The organism is Kitasatospora sp. NPDC054768 (genome assembly GCF_053612025.1).
In genome coordinates this window covers 1-17,160 of the sequence record NZ_JBSHBN010000112.1, presented here as the reverse complement: position 1 = coordinate 17,160, position 17,160 = coordinate 1, and the positions used below count along the sequence as shown (strand labels likewise).

16 protein-coding genes are annotated in these 17,160 nt (G+C 73.7%); 3 read left to right on the top strand and 13 right to left on the bottom strand.

Features of this window, described 5'->3' with window-relative positions; translation table 11 throughout:
• Nucleotides 1–175: 175 nt before the first annotated feature.
• The 5 genes from ACWGKU_RS28015 to ACWGKU_RS27995 form a co-directional block, all read right to left on the bottom strand.
• Nucleotides 176–1,183, bottom strand: coding sequence for a lysophospholipid acyltransferase family protein (locus ACWGKU_RS28015; protein WP_401053762.1), 1,008 nt, complete (start codon nucleotides 1,181–1,183; stop codon nucleotides 176–178).
• A 7-nt stretch (nucleotides 1,184–1,190) separates the two neighbouring features.
• On the bottom strand, nucleotides 1,191–2,312 hold the full coding sequence (locus ACWGKU_RS28010) for an NAD-dependent epimerase/dehydratase family protein (protein WP_401053764.1): 1,122 nt from the start codon (nucleotides 2,310–2,312) through the stop codon (nucleotides 1,191–1,193).
• Between the two features lie 222 nt (nucleotides 2,313–2,534).
• Nucleotides 2,535–2,633, bottom strand: coding sequence for a 30S ribosomal protein bS22 (locus tag ACWGKU_RS28005; RefSeq protein WP_003948845.1), 99 nt, complete (start codon nucleotides 2,631–2,633; stop codon nucleotides 2,535–2,537).
• 190 nt (nucleotides 2,634–2,823) lie between these two features.
• Entirely contained in the window at nucleotides 2,824–3,033 is a 210-nt protein-coding gene (locus ACWGKU_RS28000) for a helix-turn-helix domain-containing protein (RefSeq protein ID WP_045699258.1), read from the bottom strand.
• Between the two features lie 214 nt (nucleotides 3,034–3,247).
• Nucleotides 3,248–4,444, bottom strand: coding sequence for an acetoin utilization protein AcuC (locus ACWGKU_RS27995; RefSeq protein WP_452179959.1), 1,197 nt, complete (start codon nucleotides 4,442–4,444; stop codon nucleotides 3,248–3,250).
• Between the two features lie 178 nt (nucleotides 4,445–4,622).
• Between ACWGKU_RS27995 and ACWGKU_RS27990 the strand changes: the two genes are divergently transcribed.
• Nucleotides 4,623–5,144 carry a hypothetical protein gene (locus ACWGKU_RS27990; RefSeq protein ID WP_452179958.1) on the top strand — a complete coding sequence of 174 codons (522 nt, stop codon included), beginning with the start codon at nucleotides 4,623–4,625 and terminating at the stop codon, nucleotides 5,142–5,144.
• A 28-nt stretch (nucleotides 5,145–5,172) separates the two neighbouring features.
• Here the strand turns inward: ACWGKU_RS27990 and ACWGKU_RS27985 are convergent, their stop codons facing one another.
• Nucleotides 5,173–6,399, bottom strand: a complete 1,227-nt coding sequence (locus ACWGKU_RS27985; RefSeq protein WP_452179957.1) for an MFS transporter — start codon at nucleotides 6,397–6,399, stop codon at nucleotides 5,173–5,175.
• 115 nt (nucleotides 6,400–6,514) lie between these two features.
• The gene (gene proC, locus ACWGKU_RS27980; protein ID WP_359902730.1) at nucleotides 6,515–7,342 is read right to left on the bottom strand and encodes a pyrroline-5-carboxylate reductase; all 828 of its coding nucleotides are present in this window, start codon (nucleotides 7,340–7,342) and stop codon (nucleotides 6,515–6,517) included.
• Between the two features lie 168 nt (nucleotides 7,343–7,510).
• On the opposite strand from proC, the gene ACWGKU_RS27975 reads away from it, so the two are divergent.
• Nucleotides 7,511–7,960 carry a hypothetical protein gene (locus ACWGKU_RS27975; RefSeq protein ID WP_380542175.1) on the top strand — a complete coding sequence of 150 codons (450 nt, stop codon included), beginning with the start codon at nucleotides 7,511–7,513 and terminating at the stop codon, nucleotides 7,958–7,960.
• Nucleotides 7,961–8,084: 124 nt separating this feature from the next.
• The gene (locus ACWGKU_RS27970) at nucleotides 8,085–9,371 is read left to right on the top strand and encodes an SCO2583/SCO2584 N-terminal domain-containing protein (RefSeq protein ID WP_452179956.1); all 1,287 of its coding nucleotides are present in this window, start codon (nucleotides 8,085–8,087) and stop codon (nucleotides 9,369–9,371) included.
• Nucleotides 9,372–9,388: 17 nt separating this feature from the next.
• Here the strand turns inward: ACWGKU_RS27970 and ACWGKU_RS27965 are convergent, their stop codons facing one another.
• The 6 genes from ACWGKU_RS27965 to ACWGKU_RS27940 all read right to left on the bottom strand — a co-directional run bounded on the left by ACWGKU_RS27965 (nucleotide 9,389) and on the right by ACWGKU_RS27940 (nucleotide 16,757).
• Nucleotides 9,389–9,919 (bottom strand): hypothetical protein, encoded by a 531-nt coding sequence (locus tag ACWGKU_RS27965; RefSeq protein WP_359902722.1) that lies wholly within the window; start codon nucleotides 9,917–9,919, stop codon nucleotides 9,389–9,391.
• A 134-nt stretch (nucleotides 9,920–10,053) separates the two neighbouring features.
• Nucleotides 10,054–11,898 carry a dihydroxy-acid dehydratase gene (gene ilvD, locus ACWGKU_RS27960; RefSeq protein ID WP_401049486.1) on the bottom strand — a complete coding sequence of 615 codons (1,845 nt, stop codon included), beginning with the start codon at nucleotides 11,896–11,898 and terminating at the stop codon, nucleotides 10,054–10,056.
• Nucleotides 11,899–12,038: 140 nt separating this feature from the next.
• Nucleotides 12,039–12,845, bottom strand: coding sequence for a class I SAM-dependent methyltransferase (locus ACWGKU_RS27955; RefSeq protein WP_452179954.1), 807 nt, complete (start codon nucleotides 12,843–12,845; stop codon nucleotides 12,039–12,041).
• A gap of 46 nt (nucleotides 12,846–12,891) precedes the next feature.
• Nucleotides 12,892–13,695 (bottom strand): sugar phosphate isomerase/epimerase family protein, encoded by an 804-nt coding sequence (locus ACWGKU_RS27950; protein ID WP_380542246.1) that lies wholly within the window; start codon nucleotides 13,693–13,695, stop codon nucleotides 12,892–12,894.
• Between the two features lie 633 nt (nucleotides 13,696–14,328).
• Nucleotides 14,329–15,291 carry a Ppx/GppA phosphatase family protein gene (locus ACWGKU_RS27945; RefSeq protein WP_401049489.1) on the bottom strand — a complete coding sequence of 321 codons (963 nt, stop codon included), beginning with the start codon at nucleotides 15,289–15,291 and terminating at the stop codon, nucleotides 14,329–14,331.
• A gap of 239 nt (nucleotides 15,292–15,530) precedes the next feature.
• Nucleotides 15,531–16,757 (bottom strand): SUKH-4 family immunity protein, encoded by a 1,227-nt coding sequence (locus tag ACWGKU_RS27940; RefSeq protein WP_401049491.1) that lies wholly within the window; start codon nucleotides 16,755–16,757, stop codon nucleotides 15,531–15,533.
• Nucleotides 16,758–17,160 lie beyond the last annotated feature (403 nt).

Here is a 17,160-nt window from a genome sequence, read left to right as displayed (position 1 = left end):
CTCCGGGGCGGGGTCCGGGGGGGGGGGGGGGGGCCGGGGGGTGTGCTATACCCGCGGGCCCCCCGCCGTACCCGGGTCCTTCCGTGGCGCCCCGGCTCCTCGGAAGGACCCGGGCCTCCTCGGCCGAGCACCGCTGGCAGAGCACCACCGGCCGAACACCGCCGGCAGAGCACCGTCAGAAGAACACCGAACGCCGCTGCACCAGCAGCTGGTAGAGGGTGTGCTGGATGGTCTCGCGCACCTCGTCGGCCAGGTCGAAGACCAGCATCGGGTCGTCCGCCGCCTCCGCCGGGTAGCTGTCGGTGGCGATCGGCTCGCCGAAGCGGATCGTCCACTTGGTCGGCAGCGGCAGCACCCCGAGCGGGCCCAGCCACGGGAAGGTCGGGGTGACCGGCACGTACGGCAGGCCCAGCAGCCGGGCCAGGGTCTTCACGTTGCCGATCATCGGGTAGGTCTCCTCGGCCCCGACGATCGAGCAGGGCACGATCGGCACCCGCGCCCGCAGCGCCGAGGCGACGAAGCCGCCGCGGCCGAACCGCTGGAGCTTGTAGCGCTCGGAGAACGGCTTGCCGATCCCCTTGAAGCCCTCCGGCCAGACCCCGACGACCTCGCCGCGCTCCAGCAGGGCCTGGGCGTCCTCGTTGCAGGCCAGCGTGTGGCCGGCCTTGCGGGCCAGCTCGTTGACGCCGGGCAGCACGAAGACCAGGTCGGCGGCGAGCATCCGCAGGTGCCGCCGGGCGGGGTGGTGGTCGTGGATGACCACCTGGGTCATCAGGGCGTCCAGCGGGATCGTGCCGGAGTGGTTGGCGACGATCAGCGCGCCGCCCTCGGCCGGGATGTGCTCCACGCCCTGGACGTCGATCCGGAAGTACTTCTCGGCCAGCGGGCGCAGCAGCGAGAGCAGCACCTCCTCGGTGAGCTCCCGGTCGAAGCCGAACTCGTCCACCTCGTAGTCGCCGGTCACCCGGCGGCGCAGGAAAGCCAGCCGCTCGGCGGCACGGCCCTCCCAGCCCTTGCCGAACAGCCCGGTGGCGGCCGGGCCGAGCGGCCCGGACAGCACGCCGCCGACGGCCTCGGCGAGCCGGTCGGCCAGTTTCGGCCCCTCGGGCGAGGTCCAGCTGGGGGCGGACTCGATCGGGATGACCTTGGCCTCGCCCGGCGCGTTCTCGGCTGCGGCACTCATCGCGGGTTCAGCTCCTCGGTGGGCGGGGGCGGTTCGGTACGGCGTCCGGTCCGGCGGCCGGCCCCGCGGGGGCGGCCCCTTCCGGGCCGAGCAGGGCCGTCAGCCGGTCGGTGACGGCGGCCAGCCGCTCGGGCGGCAGCAGACCCGGCCCCTGCGCGGCGGCGAAGTCGGCGAAGGCCTCCGGGGTGCCGAACGCCGGGCGGTAGCCAAAGGTGTCGCGCAGCCGCGCGGTGTCCACCACCCGGCCGTGGGTGAGCAGCCGCAGCTGCTCGGGCGAGACGTCGACCAGCCGGGTCTGCCGGGCCAGCACGGCCATCCAGCTGACCGCGGGCAGCAGCAGCGGCAGGGTGGGCCGGCCGAGCCGGCGGGCGCACTGGGAGAGCAGCAGGACGCCCTCCCCCGCCACGTTGAAGGTCCCGGTGTTGACGGTGCCCGGCGCGGGCTCGTCGGCGGCCCGGCAGAGCACCGCGACGGCGTCGTCCTCGTGCACGAACTGCAGCCGCGGGTCGTAGCCGAGCACGGTCGGCAGCACGGGCAGCGCGAAGTACTCGCTGAGCGGGGTGTCCGCGTCCGGGCCGACGATGTTGGCGAAGCGCAGCACCGTCACCGCGACGTCCGGGCGGCGCCGGGCGAAGCCGCGCACATAGCCCTCGACCTCCGCCGCGTCCTTGGCGAAGCCGCCGCCGGGCGGGTCCTTGGGCTGCATCCGCTCGCTGAACACCGCCGGGTCGCGGGGCGCGGATCCGTAGACGCCGGTGGTGGACTTCACCACCAGCCGGCGCACCCCGGGGGCCTTCTGGCAGGCGCCGAGCAGCTGCATGGTGCCGATCACGTTGGACTCCTTCACCGCGGAGCGGTTGGTGGAGCCCAGGCCGGTGGCGCTGACGCTGAGGTGCACCACGGTGTCCACCCGGTGCTCGGCGAGCACCCGGGAGACCGCCGGGCGGCGCAGGTCGAGCTGGTGGAAGCGGTACGGGGCGGCCGGACCGGCCGGCTCCTCGGGCGGCAGTCGGGGCGGCTGCACGTCCACGCCGACCACCAGGTCCACGCCCGGCCGACGGCGGACCTCGGCGACGAAGCGGGCACCGAGATGGCGCGCCACGCCGGTGACGAGCACGACCACGCCCACGGTGCTGCCCCCGTTCCCCGGCCCGAGCGGCCTGCGTGCACCGTACCGCGCCGCCCTGCCGGGCCGTGAAACGACACCGCCCGCCCAGGCCGCGGGGGCCTGGGCGGGCGGTGGAACGCCTGAACCCCGCAGGGGCGGGGCCAATGAGTTCTTCCTGCGCCGCTGTACGCGAGTGCGCGGGTGACCCCCGCGAAGGGCGGGGCCGAAGCGCAGGCTCAGGCGTTACTTCTTGTTACGACGCTGGACCCTGGTCCTCTTCAGAAGCTTGCGGTGCTTCTTCTTGGCCATACGCTTGCGACGCTTCTTGATGACAGAGCCCACGGAACAACCCTCGCTCACTGAGACTCTCGTCCGTGAGAGACGGAGTCCATACGACTGACGTGAGGGCCTAGCCTACCGTCCACGGTGCTAAGGCCGTAATCGTGCTCCCCGATACCGGGAAACTCGGGGGAAATCCCCGGCGAACGGGTGCGGCGCCCACCGGTGTGGACCCCGCACCCGCGCGCCGCCGCTACGCGCTCTCAAGTCGCACGTAGGACTCCTTGAGGTACTCGTGCACCGCCTGCTGGGGCACCCGGAAGGACCGTCCGACCCGGATGGCCGGCAGCTCTCCGCTGTGCACCAGTCGGTACACCGTCATCTTGGACACCCGCATGACCGCGGCGACCTCCGCCACGGTCAGGAAGACGACTTCCTGAAGGGGGCGCTCGACGGAACTCATGACCATCACCCGACCCTTACCCGTGTGCAAGGCACCGGCTTCCCCTCCGGTGACTCCACCGGCACACGTGTATCCCCAGAGTAGTTATGGGTGGTACCAGTGGGAAGAGGGGAGGTGCAGTCCTCGTACGGTGAGAGATAGGACCGTTGCAGTACGTAGCCGATCGGCCGATGGCACCGCCCGGCGTACGCACGGCCTGACCAGGGCGGCGGGTTCAGGCCAGCAGTCCGTGCTGGGGGAACACCGCCCGCCGGGCGGCGAGGATGGCCTGATCGAGCCGGTCGGCCGGATCGTAACCCGAGTCGAAGTCGCGCCAGGCGGGGCGGGCGCCGTCGGTCATCCGCAGCGGGGCCGGGCGGCGGGTGCGGCGGTAGACCTCGGCGCGCCAGGACTCGGGGGTCTCGGTGGCCGGGTCGACGGGCCGGGCGGCGGCGGTGGCGACCAGGTGGGTCCAGGTGCGCGGGACGACGTCCACCACGGCGTAGCCGCCCCCGCCGGTGGCCACCCAGCGACCGCCGGCGTACTGGTGGGCGAGGTCGTGCAGCGCCTCGGCGATCAGCCGCTGGGCGTCCACGGTGACGGCGAGGTGGGCGAGCGGGTCCTCCAGGTGGGTGTCGGCGCCGTGCTGGGTGACCAGGACCTGTGGCCGGAACGCGTCGAGCAGTTCGGGCACCAGGGCGTGGAAGGCGCGCAGCCAGCCGGCGTCGCCGGTGCCCGCGGGCAGCGGCAGGTTGGCGGCGGAGCCGGGGGCGTCCTCGCCGCCGGTCTCGATCGACCAGCCGGTCTGCGGGAAGAGCGTGGCGGGGTGCTCGTGCAGCGAGACGGTGAGCACCCGGGGGTCGTTCCAGAAGGCCGCCTGGACGCCGTCGCCGTGGTGGACGTCCACGTCGACGTAGGCGACCCGCTCGGCGCCGAGTTCGAGCAGCCGGCCGATGGCCAGCGCCGGGTCGTTGTAGACGCAGAAGCCGGAGGCCTTGCCGGGCATCGCGTGGTGCAGCCCGCCGCTGAAGTTGACGGCGTGCGGGGTCTCGCCGCGCCAGACCGCCTCGGCGGCGGCCACGGACTGGCCGGCGATCAGTGCCGAGGCCGAGTGGATCGCCGGGAAGGACCAGTTGTCGTCGGTGCCCAGTCCGTGCAGCGGGTCGGAGCGCTCGGGATGGGCGGCGGCGTTCCGGACCGCCTCGACGTACTCCCGGGTGTGCACCAGCCGGAGGGTGGACTCGCCGGCGGGCGGCGCGGAGCGGACGGTCACCCCGGGTGCGGTGCTCAGTCCGAGGGCCTCGACCAGGCGCATGGTGAGGGCCAGCCGGGTCGGGTCCATCGGGTGGCCGGGGCCGAAGTCGTAGGCGGTGACGGCCTCGTCCCAGAAGAGGTGCAGGCCGCAGGGGGTGTCACGCTCGGCTTCGGGCATGGCCTCCACCGTAGCGGGTGGCGGTGGCCGGACCGCCGTCAGGGCGCGCCGGGGCGGCACTCGCGGGAGCCGCCGGGCGCGGGGTGCGCAAGGAAACTACGGAAGTTGTGGGGCAGCTGTGGAGGCGGGTGTCGAGGCGGTGCAGACAAACGCTTTGCGACTCCATATCCTCTCCGCCATGAAGCCATTCAGCGTGCAACGCCTTGGGGTAATTCTCGCTGCAATACTGGGTTTTGGCGTCTTCTTCGCCGCCCAGCCGGCCTCCGCCGCGGTCAGCGGCACCGCCTTCGCGGTCGACAAGTCGACGGCGAAGGCGGGAGACCAGCTGACCCTGACGCTGTCGCTCACCAACAGTGAGACCAGTCCCATCTACTTCGCCTACGAGGCCGTCCAGCCGACCTGGCCGGCCAACACGCAGGCCGGAGCGTTCACCGTCCTCAGCTGCACCGGTGACACCTCCGACTGCGCGATCAACGGGAACAGCGCCAACTTCCACTTCAACGCGCCGATCGCGCCCGGGGCGACGAAGAGCGTCACGCTCACCGTCAAGATCACCGACACCCCGGCGTGGGGCACCGCGCCGTACACGCTGAACTGGGCGCCGTACGTCTACTACGAGTTCGGCCAGGTCGGCAACGGCACGGCCAAGGACCAGGGCTGGACCTACGGAGTGCCCGAGCTCCAGACCGTGATCAGCTGACCCCACGTCCCGTCGACCGCCCCCGCCGTCACCCGACGGCGGGGGCCGGGGCGGGCTCCGGGGCGGGTTCCGGGGCGAAGCGGTCGGCCAGCGGCAGGACGGCGAGCACCAGCAGCATCGGGGCGAGCAGCGCCCAGCGGTACGAAGCGGCGTCCGCGATCGCCCCGACCAGCGGCGAACCCAGCAGGAACCCCACGTAGTTGAAGAGGTTGAGCCGGGCCACCGCGGCGTCGGAGTCGGCCGGGAGGAGCCGGCCGCCGGCCGCGAACACCTGCGGGATGATCGCGCAGATGCCGAAGCCCAGCACGGTGAAGGCGGCGATGCCCGCCCAGGCGTCGGGCGCGACCGCGGCCAGCCCGAAGCCGAGCGCGGCCAGCGCGGCACCGGTACGGACCACCGGGACGGCGCCGAAGCGCTGCACCGCGCGGTCGCCCAGTGCCCGGCCGACCAGCATCGCGACCATGTAGCCCAGGTAGGAGAGCTTGGCGAGGTCCTCCCGGCTGCCCAGCCCGTCGGTGAGGTACTTGACGCTGTAGTTGGAGACCGAGGCGTCCGCGATGTACGCGAAGGCCATCGCCAGGCAGAGCGGCAGCAGCGGACGCCAGGGGACGGACCGGGCGGCGGCCTCCGCGGCCTCCCGGACGGCGTCGCCGAGTTCGGCCGGGCCGGCGAGCAGGCCGCCGGTCAGCAGGGCGAGCGGGGCGATCACCGCGGCGGCCGTGCCGAACAGCACCGGCAGCCCGAGGTCGTAGTGCGAGCCGAGGCCCGCCAGGGCCGCGCCGAGGATGCCGCCGAGGCTGAACGCCGCATGGAAGCCGATCATGATCGAGCGGCCGTAGCGGTGCTGGAGCCCCACCCCGAGCATGTTCATACTCGCGTCCAGCGCGCCCACCAGCAGCCCGAACGCGCCGAGGGCCAGGGCGAGTTGCCACAGCGTGCCGCCCAGTCCGGCGGCCGCCAGGCTGAGGCAGACGGCGGGCTGGACCACCCGCAGCACGGTCCGTGCGCCGGTGCGCTTCACCAACTGCTCGGAGACGATCGACCCGACCCCGGCCAGGACCGGCACCGCGGCCAGGAAGACCGGCAGCAGCCCGTCGCTCAGCCCGTACCGGTGCTGGATCTCCGGGATGCAGGTGACCAGCAGGGCGAAGGTGACGCCCTGGAGCAGGAAGCCGACGGCGAGCGCCGCCCGCCCGACGCGCAGACCGGGCGCCGCGGGGGACGGGACGGGCCGTGCGGACGGTGCGGCACTCAAGCGGACCTCCAGGCGGACTCCACACGGACCTCGCAGACCTCGCTACCGACCGGTAGGACGATGTTGGCGAGAGCGTAGGGGGTGCGCCGCGATTACGGGAGGGGTCGCGCAGCGGTCATTTCCCGCCGGAGGCCAACTCCCGGGAGCGGTCCCGCGCCGCCTCCAGGGCGCCGAGCAGCGCGGCCCGCACCCCGTGGTTCTCCAGCTCGCGGATCGCCGCGATGGTGGTGCCGGCCGGGGAGGTGACCGCCTCGCGCAGCTTCACCGGGTGCTCGCCGGAGTCGCGCAGCATCACCGAGGCGCCGATCGCCGACTGCACGATCAGGTCGTGCGCCACCTGCCGGGGCAGCCCGAGCAGGATGCCGGCGTCGGTCATCGCCTCGACCAGGAAGTAGAAGTAGGCCGGACCGGAGCCGGAGAGCGCGGTGGCCGCGTCCTGCTGGGACTCGGGCAGCCGCAGCGCCTTGCCGACCGAGCTGAAGATCTCCTCGGCGCGCACCAGGTGCTCCTCCCCCGCGTGCGAACCGGCCGAGATGACGCTCATCCCCTCGTCCACCAGGACCGGGGTGTTGGGCATCACCCGGACCACCGGGGTGCCGGCCGCCAGCCGCTCCTCGAACCAGGCGGTGGGGACGCCGGCCGCGGCCGAGATCACCAGCCGGTCCGCGCCGACGTGCGGGGCCAGCTCCTCCAGCAGGGCGCCCATGTCCTGCGGCTTGACCGCCAGGATCAGGGTGTCGGCGAGCTTGGCGGCCTCGGCGTTGGAGACGGCCACCACGCCGTAGCGGGCCGCGAGTTCGGCCGCCCGCTCCGGGCGGCGGGCGGTCACCAGGACATCGGCCGGATCCTTGCCCGCCCGCAGCAGACCGGAGAGCAGGGCCTCCCCGATCTTGCCGGTGCCCAGGAAGGCGATCTTCTGTCCGTGTGCTGCGCTGCTGCCCATCGTCCGCTCCTTGCCTCGGTACTGCGGCCATCCTCGCACCGCCCACCGGCACACGCGGGGACCGTCCGACCCGTGGTCGCCACGGACCCGAACGACCCTTGCCCCTAGGGAGAGAACTCGGGGGTTTCCCCTATGGCCTCCCGGCTCCGGGGAGCGCACCGTGGAGTCATGGCACACGACGAAATGTCCCGACGTGAGAACCGGCAACTCGCCGTCGCCTCGGCGACCGTGGGCCCGTGGCGGACCGCCGCGGGGGTCGGTGCGGTGGTGGGGGCGACGGCCCTGGGGATCGAGGCGATCTCCGGGAACTGGTCGCTGAGCATGCTGGCCTCACCGGCCGGCTGGGGCCTGTTCTTCTTCTTCCTGGTCGGTACCGTCGGCGGCCGACTGCGGCGCGACACCACCGACCGGCGACTGCGCCGCTGGGCGAACGAGCACCCGTGGCAGTCAGCGCTCCCGGCAGCCGGCGGCCTGCTGGCGCTGAACACGCTGGCCCAGCTGTTCCTCGGCGACGAGGGCCTGTTCGGCGCCTTCTTCCTCTCGCTGCTGCCGGCCGGCCTCCTGCTGGCGATCGCCGGGGTGGTCGGGTCGGTCAAGCAGGCCCGCGGCAAGGGCTGACGGCCACCCGCGACCTGCCCGTTTCCGGACAAACGACACCGATCCCACGGATCACGCACACGCGTTCACCACGAAGTGTGCCCCCGATCAACGGATCGTCACACCCTGTCGGCATACTGGCGCGATGCCGACAGCCGAAGATCCGGAACCGCGCCCCGAGACGGGCCGCGAGGCGGGCGGGAAGGACCCGTTCGCCGACCTCGTCCTGGACGAGGAATTCGTCCGCGGGGCCACCGTCAAGGAGCAGAGCGGGCGCACCCGCATGCTGTCCGCCCGGTGGAAGCACACCCCGCCGGTCGACCCGGGCGGCCGCCGCTCGGTCAACGACGGCCCGTCCGCGCCCAAGGGCCGGTTCGGGCGCAAGCCGAAGCCCGCCGCGCTCGACCCGTGGGGCAGCCCCCGCCCGCGCCGGCGCGGCTGGCGCGCACCGGTGCTCGTGGTGCTGACCGTCGCGGTGGTGCTCTCCGTCCTGAACGTCGACGGGCTGCGCACATGGTTCTCGGACCACGTCTGGAACAACTCCTCCGCCGCCCCGGTTCCCACCGTCGCCCCGGAGACCGCCAGGCCGACCTCGGCACCGCCGGCCACCCCCGACGACCAGCCGACCGTGGACCACCCCTGGAAGGGCTCCCCCGCCGAGGGCTGGCCGAACGGCCCGGAGGCCTTCGTGCTGCCCGAGGCCAAGGCCGTCGGCGTCTTCTCGGCCGACGAGGTCGCCGCCCAGCTCCAGTCGGTCAAGGACTACCTGACGGCCTCCAACCTCGACCCCCGGGTGATCGCGGGGGCCCGTCCGGACGCCGCCCTGGCGATGCTCGACCGCCAGGAACGGGCCAACGCCGTCGCCGCCCTCGACCACCCCGCCAAGGAGACCGACCCGACCAGCTGGTTCACCCGTTTCGACCCGCGCGAGGCCGCCCTGGTGGGCACCACCGTCAAGGTCCAGGGCCGGATCAGCTTCGAGGAGGACGGTGACGGCGGCGTGCTGGTGCACACCGACTTCACCTTCGTCTACCCGCTGCAGCCGGGCCCGGACGCGGAGAAGCTGGCCTCGTCCCGCCGCACCCCGGACACCGCGCCGGGCGGCACCGCCAAGCCGGTCGGCCTGGTCACCCGGGCCGCCGCCACCGACAACGGCGACACCTGGACGACCCGCACCATCGTGCGCAAGGTCGACGACGTCCGCTTCTACGACCCGAAGCACTACAAGGTCGACGCGAAGAAGCTGGTGTTCGCCAAGACCCAGTGGGACGCGGGCAACAGTGCCTGCGACGTCTACGACGGCTTCCTGCACCCGCAGTTCCAGCAGTTCACCAGCCACGACCCGGCACCGAGCGGCCCGACCACCGACCCGTACGACCGGAGCAAGGACATCACCCCGGCCGACCAGTGCGGCAGCGTCAGCCGGACCTAGGGCCTGATCGGGAGGCGTCAGCGCTTGCGCTTGGCCCGGCCCGGCGCCTTGGCGTCGGGCCGGCGGCTGCGGCCCGCCTGGCGCTTCTCGTACTGGGCGACGGCCCGCTCGTAGGCGGCCCGCCGGACCGCCTCGCCGGGGGCCTCGACCAGGCTGCGGGCGAAGTAGGCGAGCAGCGAGCCGGCCCCGCCGATCAGCCAGACCGCGCCGAGCGACTTCTCCTCGGCCATCCAGCCGGTCAGCTGGTCCTTGCCCTCGGTGAGCACCTTCCAGGTGCGCCGCACGGCCATCATCGAGCAGACCGCGATGGCGGCGGTCAGCAGCCCGTTGAGGAACGTGCCGTTGTCGGAGAGGGCGATGCCCTCGATGCCGAAGCGCAGCAGCAGCACCACGGCGGCCGCCGCGACCAGGGCGCCGATCGACACGGCGACCCGGCGCGGCCAGTAGCCGTTGTCCCGGTTCAGCCAGCTGGTGCCGAACCAGCGGATCGGCTCCGGCTCGGGGGCGCCGACGGGAGTGGGGGCGGGGGTGGGGGGCTGCTCGCTCACGCCGTCGATTATCACCCGACCGCCGCACACGGCGGAGGAGCCGTCCCGGCCGGTGGGACGGCTCCTCCTCGTTCCGTGCGGGCCCGGCGGCGTTCCGTGCGGGCCCGGTGCCGTTCCGTGCGGGCCCGGCCGGGTCAGCCGAGCTTGGACACGTCGCGGACGGCGCCCCTGTCGGCGGAGGTGGCCATCGCGGCGTAGGCGCGCAGGGCCTGGCTGACCTGCCGGTCGCGGTTCTTCGGCCGGTAGCCGCCCGCGGCCTCCAGGGCCCGGCGGCGCTCCGCCAGGACCTCCTCCGGGACCTCCAGGGAGATCCGGCGGCCGGGGATGTCGATGGCGATGGTGTCGCCGTCCTCGACCAGCGCGATGGTGCCGCCGGAGGCCGCCTCCGGGGAGGCGTGGCCGATGGACAGGCCCGAGGTGCCGCCGGAGAAGCGGCCGTCGGTGACCAGCGCGCAGGCCTTGCCCAGACCCCGGCCCTTGAGGAAGGAGGTCGGGTAGAGCATCTCCTGCATGCCCGGGCCGCCCTTGGGGCCCTCGTAGCGGATGACGACGACGTCGCCCTCCTTGACCCGCTTGGCGAGGATCGCCTCGACCGCGTCCTCCTGGGACTCGACCACGACGGCCGGGCCGCTGAAGGTCCAGATCGACTCGTCCACGCCGGCGGTCTTCACGATGCAGCCGTCCTCGGCGAGGTTGCCGTACAGCACGGCCAGGCCGCCCTCGACCGAGTAGGCGTGCTCGACGCTGCGGATGCAGCCCTTGGCGGCGTCGGTGTCCAGCGACTCCCAGCGCTCGGACTGCGAGAAGGCCTCGGCGGAGCGGACGCAGCCGGGGGCGGCGTGCCACAGCTCGACGGCCTCCGCGGAGGGCGAACCGCCGCGCACGTCCCAGGTCTTGAGCCACTCGGCGAGCGAGTCGGCGTGCACGGTGTGGACGTCCTCGTTGAGCAGACCGCCCCGGTACAGCTCGCCGAGGATGGCCGGGATGCCGCCGGCCCGGTGCACGTCCTCCATGTAGTACGAGCCGTTCGGCGCGACCTTGGACAGGCAGGGCACCTTGCGGGAGATCGCGTCGATGGCCCGCTGGTCGAAGTCCAGCTCGGCCTCCTGGGCGGCGGCGAGCAGGTGCAGGATGGTGTTGGTCGAGCCGCCCATGGCGATGTCCAGGGCCATGGCGTTCTCGAAGGCGGCGCGGGTGGCGATCGCCCGGGGCAGCACCGAGGCGTCGTCCTGGCCGTAGTGGCGGTTGGTGATCTCGACGACGGTCCGGCCGGCGTCCTCGTAGAGGGCGCGGCGGGCGGTGTGGGTGGCGAGCACCGAACCGTTGCCCGGCAGCGAGAGGCCGATCGCCTCGGTCAGGCAGTTCATCGAGTTGGCGGTGAACATGCCGGAGCACGAACCGCAGGTGGGACAGGCGTTCTCCTCGATGATCGCGATGTCCTCGTCGGAGACGTTCTCGTTGACCGCCTGGGAGATCGCGTCGACCAGGTCGAGCTTGCGCACGGTGCCGTCGACCAGGGTGGCCTTGCCGGCCTCCATCGGGCCGCCGGAGACGAAGACGGTCGGGATGTTCAGGCGCAGCGCGGCCATCAGCATGCCCGGGGTGATCTTGTCGCAGTTCGAGATGCAGATCAGGGCGTCGGCGCAGTGCGCGTTCACCATGTACTCGACCGAGTCGGCGATCAGGTCCCGCGAGGGCAGCGAGTAGAGCATGCCGCCGTGGCCCATCGCGATGCCGTCGTCCACGGCGATCGTGTTGAACTCGCGCGGGATGCCGCCCGCCCGCTTGATCGCCTCGGAGACGATCCGGCCGACCGGCTGGAGGTGGGTGTGCCCGGGCACGAACTCGGTGAAGGAGTTGGCGACCGCGATGATCGGCTTGCCGAAGTCCTCGCGGGCTACGCCGGCCGCCCGGAGAAGCGCCCGGGCGCCTGCCATGTTGCGACCGTGGGTGACCGTACGGGACCTCAGCTCGGGCACTGTGCTCCACTCCTTCGGGGCTCTCGCGGGCACCCCGCTGCTGGGAGGGTCCGGGGGCCGCTGTGGGTACCGAGCCTACGCCCGCCGTCCGGCCGGCGGACGCTCCGTCCGCGATGCGGGCAGGCGGCGGGCCTCCCCGGTCAGTCCCGCTTGACGGCCACGGTGAGGTCCAGGACGTACGGCTCGACCACCTGTCCGTCCGGGAACTCGGCCAGCAGCGCCGCGCGCTCGGCGGCGAGCAGCGGTTCGCGCCGCTCGGGGTCCAGCGAGGCGAAGTAGGAGCGCGAGGTGAGGTTGTCGACCACCTGCTCGACCGGCACCTGCCGCTGCCAGTGCAGCTCGGCACGGGAGACCTCCAGCCCGGCGGCGGCGAAGGGCACCGTCAGCTCGGCGATCCGGCGGTAGCCGTGGTAGCGGCCCGACAGCGCCGCCCACAACCGCTCGTCCCGGGCGCGCACCCACGGGACGCTCTCGTCGAAGACGTTCCACCAGGCCGCGACGGCGCCGCCCGGCCGCAGCACCCGCAGCACCTCGGGGACGGACTTCTCGGGATGCGTCCAGTGGAAGGCCTGGGCGTAGGTGACCAGGTCGGCGGAGCCGTCGTGGAACGGCAGGTCGTCGCCGACGCCGCGGACCAGCGGCAGGTCCGGCGAGACGGCCTGGAACTGCGCGGCCATCCCGGCGGAGGGCTCGACCGCGACGACGTCCGCGCCGCGGGCGGCCAGCAGACGGGTGGCGATGCCGGTGCCGGCGCCGACGTCCAGGACCCGGGCGCCCTTGAGCCCGCGGCCCCAGAGCCGCTCCAGCTCGTCGAACAGCCCCTCCGGGTAGCCGGGGCGGCCGCGGTCGTACGCGGCGGCCACCGCGCCGAAGCTCCCGGCCAACTCGCGGAAGTTGCGGACCTCACTGAAGCCGCCGGCCCCGCCTGCGTTCTGATCGTTCGTCACTTCTCCCCCTCGGCAGGGCGGTTCGCGCCCGATCCGGCCGGACGGCTCAGCGTACGCGCGAGGGGGTGGCCAGGTGCAAGCGGGTAAAAGCGAGGGCCTCGGCCAGATCGGCCTCGCGTTCGGCGGGGGAGGCCGAGCGCCGGGTGTTGACCTCCAGCACCACGTGGCCGTCGAAACCGGTGCGGGCGAGGTGCTCCAGCAGCTCGGCGCAGGGCTGCTTGCCGCGGCCGGGGATCAGGTGCTCGTCCTTGCCGGAGCCGCTGCCGTCGGCCAGGTGGACGTGGGCGAGCCGGTCGCCCATCCGCTCGACCATCGCGAAGGTGTCGATCCGGGAGGTGGCGGCGTGCGAGAGGTCGATCGTGAAGTGCCGGTAGTCCTCGTCGGTGACGTCCCAGCCCGGCGCGTACGCGAGCATCTCGCGGTCGCGGTAGCGCCACGGGTACATGTTCTCGACGGCGAAGCGGACGTCCGTCTCGCCCGCCATCCGGTTGATGCCCTCGACGAACTCCTTGGCGTACTGGCGCTGCCAGCGGAACGGCGGGTGGACGACCACCGCGCTCGCGCCCAGCTTCTCGGCCGCCGCCCGGGCCCGGACCAGCTTGGTCCACGGGTCAGTGGTCCACACCCGCTGGGTGATCAACAGGCACGGCGCGTGCACGGCCAGGATGGGCAGCCGGTGGGCGTCGGAGAGCCGGCGCAGGGCGTCGATGTCCTGGCTGACCGGGTCGTTCCAGACCATCACCTCGACCCCGTCGTAGCCGAGCTTGGCGGCCAGCTCGAAGGCCACGGCGGTGCTCGCCGGGTACACCGAGGCGGTGGACAGCACCACCTTGGTGTCGGGGATGTGCAGGGCCGGGTGCCGGGGCAGCACCAGCCGGTCGGTGGTGCGCAGCAGCGGCGGGCGGGCGGCGTCGCGCTTGGCGGCCTTGACCGAGCGGACGGACTGGACGGCGGCCTTGGCGGCGCCGGCGGCCCGGGCGGTGCGGGTCTCCTTCGGGACGGGCTTCGCGGCGGCTCTGTTCGGGGTGCTCCTCCCGGTGGCGGGCTGCTGCGCGGTGTGCTGCTGTGCGGTGCGCTTCCGTGCGATGGCCGTCTTCGCCGTGTCCGCCGTGTTCGCCGTGTTCGCCGTCTTCGCCGGACCCGCCGCGGTCGGCTTCGCGGTCTTCGCCGCTGCCGTCTTCGCGGTGCGCTGGGCGGCCTTGACGGCCTTCGCGGCCTGCTTGGCGGCCTGGGCGGCGGTGGCGCCCGCGACCGCCTTGCCGAGCCGGCGGCGCGGACCGTCCGACCGCGACTGCCCGCTCCCGGGAGTGCGGCCCTCCTGCGTTCCGTCCTCGCCCGCTGGTTGCACCACGGGAGACAGCGTAAGCGGAGCACGCTGCGAACGGGGCGGGATGACCGGCGCAGTGACCATCGGCACGTTGACCCGGCCGCGGTCGATCGACGGCCGGCGTTCGGGCGCGCCCGGGCGCCGGGCGCGGCCGGGTTACGGGGTGAGCGCCGGGCGGCGGCGGTCGGCCGGGCTGTCCATGGCGTCCAGGCGGCGCAGGATGATGCCCTCGCGCAGCGCCCACGGACAGACGTCCAGCTCCTGCAGGCCGAACAGGTCCATCGCGGCGTCGGCGACCAGCGCCCCGGCCAGCAGCTGCTTGGCCCGGCCCTCGGAGACGCCGGGGATCCGGGCACGCTCGGCGACGGTCATCGCGGACAGCCGGGGCAGCCAGGAGGCCAGCCCGCTGCGGGTGAGCCGGCGGTCGGCGTACGGGCCCGCGTCGGCGGGGGCGGCGCCCGTCATCCGGGCCAGCTGCTTGAAGGTCTTGGAGGTGGCGACCGCGTGCCGCGGCGGGCCGAGACGGTTGATCTCGCCGACCACGGCGGCCAGCTCGGCCCGGATGTGTCGTCTCAGCTCGCGCAGCACCTCCGGGTCGGCGACGTCGCCCGGCAGCCAGCGGGCGGTCAGCCGGCCGGCGCCCAGCGGCAGCGAGCAGGCGACATCCGGCTGCTCGTCCAGGCCGCAGGCGATCTCCAGCGAGCCGCCGCCGATGTCCAGGTTGAGCAGCCGGCCCGAGGACCAGCCGAACCAGCGGCGGACGGCCAGGAAGGTGAGCCGGGCCTCGTCCTGTCCGGAGAGCACGCGCAGCTCGACGCCGGTCTCGGCGGCCACCCGGCGCAGCACCTCCTCGCCGTTCGCCGCCTCGCGCACGGCGGAGGTGGCGAACGGGAGGATGTCGACGACGCCCTTGTCCTCGGCGACCCGCAGCGAGGAGGCGACATGGCCGACCAGCCGCTCGACGCCGGCCGCGCTGATCGCGCCGTCCGCGTCCAGCAGCTCGGCCAGACGCAGCTCGGCCTTGTGCGAGTAGGCCGGCAGCGGGGCAGCGCCCGGATGGGCGTCCACCACGAGGAAGTGGACCGTGTTGGAACCTACGTCGAGCACACCGAGTCGCATAACTCTCCACGCTACGCGATGCGGACCCTGGTGAGAGGGGGTGTGACGGTCTTCGCGCTGGTCCGGGACCGGGCGGCGGGACCGACGGCGATCCGGCGTCCCGGGTCGTCCGCGCCCGGACCGTCCGGGCGCTCAGTGGCCGCGCGGGCGGGCAGGGTGCCGGCGGGGTGGGCGACGGTACCGACGGTGCGGGTGGGCGACGGTACCGGTGACGGCCGACCTGTTGTGACGGCCGACCGTCACAACAGGCCGTCCCACAGCTGCTCCACGATGACGGCCCACCAGTTCTCCGGGTCCGCGAACACCGTGCCGTCCACCTCCGCCAGCGCGCGTTGCAGGACGTCCACCGCCCCACCCGCGGCCACCGGGTCGAGCCCGCGCAGAACGGGCCACCAGCCGGCGAACACCTCCAGGCAGCGGACGAAGGCGCGCAGGCTCTCATTGCAGTGACGGACGGTCGCGTAGTCCGGGTCCACCGCCCGGACGGCGCCGTCCACCGGGCCGAGGGCCAGCAGCGCCCAGCCGTCCGTCCCCAGCACCAACTGCCCGGCGAGCGCCAGGCGCTCCCGCTCGGCCGCCCGGGTGCCGCGCCCGGACTCGGCCAGCTGCGCAGCGAGCTGGGGCAGGACGGTGCCCTGGCGGGTGCCGTCGGCGATCGCCTCCGTGCCCGGGTGGTGCAGCGCGAAGAGCCCCGGCACCGCCACCGGGACGCCCACCGCCAGCAGCAGCGCGGCCGCGTCCCCGGGCAGTTCGGCGCGGGCGACGTCCGCCGGCTCGAAGCGCTGGACGCCCGCCGGGCCGAACCGCTCCGCGAGCCGGGCGGCGAGCGCGCTGTCGGACTCGTCGGCCGCCTCGCCCGCCGGGTGTGCCCCGCCCGGTGCGCGGGGGAAGGGCACCCGGTTGCGGACCGGACCGTCCGGCGACGCGGGCAGCGCCCGTACGGCGGCGGCCCGGTGGTCGAAGCGCGGGCCGTACGGGAGCTCGAAGTCGATCCGGGCATGGGGCAGTTCGGCGGTCAGCGCGTACGACCAGTAGCCGCCGGGCAGGGCGCTCATCCGCAGGTCGGTCCGGACGGCGAGCACGTCCTCGGCCGCCACACCCTGCTCGCGCAGCCACCACCAGCCGCGCAACGCCGGGTGCGGCAGGCCCGCCGCGGAGCGCAGGGCCAGCGACCGTTCCTCACCCGTGTCGTCCCGGTAGGTCAGCTCGGCCCGGGCACCCCGGCCGGTCGCCGGCGGGAGGGTCGGATCGTAGCCGCCGGCGCCCACGAAGTCCCGGTACAGCCCGACCACTTCGTCCACCGGCACCGAGGGCCACACCGTGAACCGTCCGCTCTCCCGGTCCACCACGGCACAGGCCGCCCCCACCTCCTCGGGCGCCCGCCGCTCCCCCGTGCGCGGGTCGACCACCAGCCGGGCGGGCTCCGCCCACACCACCCAGCCGAGCTCGAACTCGTGGGTGCACACCCGCCGCACCGTCCCGGCCCCCTGCGGCAGATCCCCGTTGACCCACCGGTGCCCCGCCTCCACCGCCTGCGCCCGCGAAATCACCCGGCCACCCCCGTCCCGTCCACTCCCCGCCGCCCATCCCGGCCCGACCCGCGACCCTACGCCCGCGCCCCACGCCCGCACCAAGCACCAAGCACCGGAAGCGCACCCCCTCATGCACGAGAAGTCGGCCCCGCCGACTTCTCACGCGGGCGTCCACATCCCCTGCCGCCCGGCGACCGGCCCCGGAAGAACGAATATGACGTCCGGTCTACATATTCACGCGCAGACCCAAGCCCGCCCGGACCGGATCCGCGTGAGAAGTCGGCCCGGCCGACTTCTCACGCATCACCGCCGACGAATATGTCGGTCGGTCTACATA

Excerpts from the sequence above, each read along its gene's own strand:
- ACWGKU_RS27995 (WP_452179959.1), bottom strand. The coding sequence starts at position 4,444 with ATGCCCGAAGCCGAGCGTGACACCCCCTGCGGCCTGCACCTCTTCTGG.
- ACWGKU_RS28015 (WP_401053762.1), bottom strand. The coding sequence starts at position 1,183 with ATGAGTGCCGCAGCCGAGAACGCGCCGGGCGAGGCCAAGGTCATCCCG.
- ACWGKU_RS28000 (WP_045699258.1), bottom strand. The coding sequence starts at position 3,033 with ATGAGTTCCGTCGAGCGCCCCCTTCAGGAAGTCGTCTTCCTGACCGTG.
- ACWGKU_RS27945 (WP_401049489.1), bottom strand. The coding sequence starts at position 15,291 with ATGCGACTCGGTGTGCTCGACGTAGGTTCCAACACGGTCCACTTCCTC.
- proC (WP_359902730.1), bottom strand. The coding sequence starts at position 7,342 with ATGGGCAGCAGCGCAGCACACGGACAGAAGATCGCCTTCCTGGGCACC.
- ACWGKU_RS27990 (WP_452179958.1), top strand. The coding sequence starts at position 4,623 with ATGAAGCCATTCAGCGTGCAACGCCTTGGGGTAATTCTCGCTGCAATA.
- ACWGKU_RS27975 (WP_380542175.1), top strand. The coding sequence starts at position 7,511 with ATGGCACACGACGAAATGTCCCGACGTGAGAACCGGCAACTCGCCGTC.
- ACWGKU_RS27970 (WP_452179956.1), top strand. The coding sequence starts at position 8,085 with ATGCCGACAGCCGAAGATCCGGAACCGCGCCCCGAGACGGGCCGCGAG.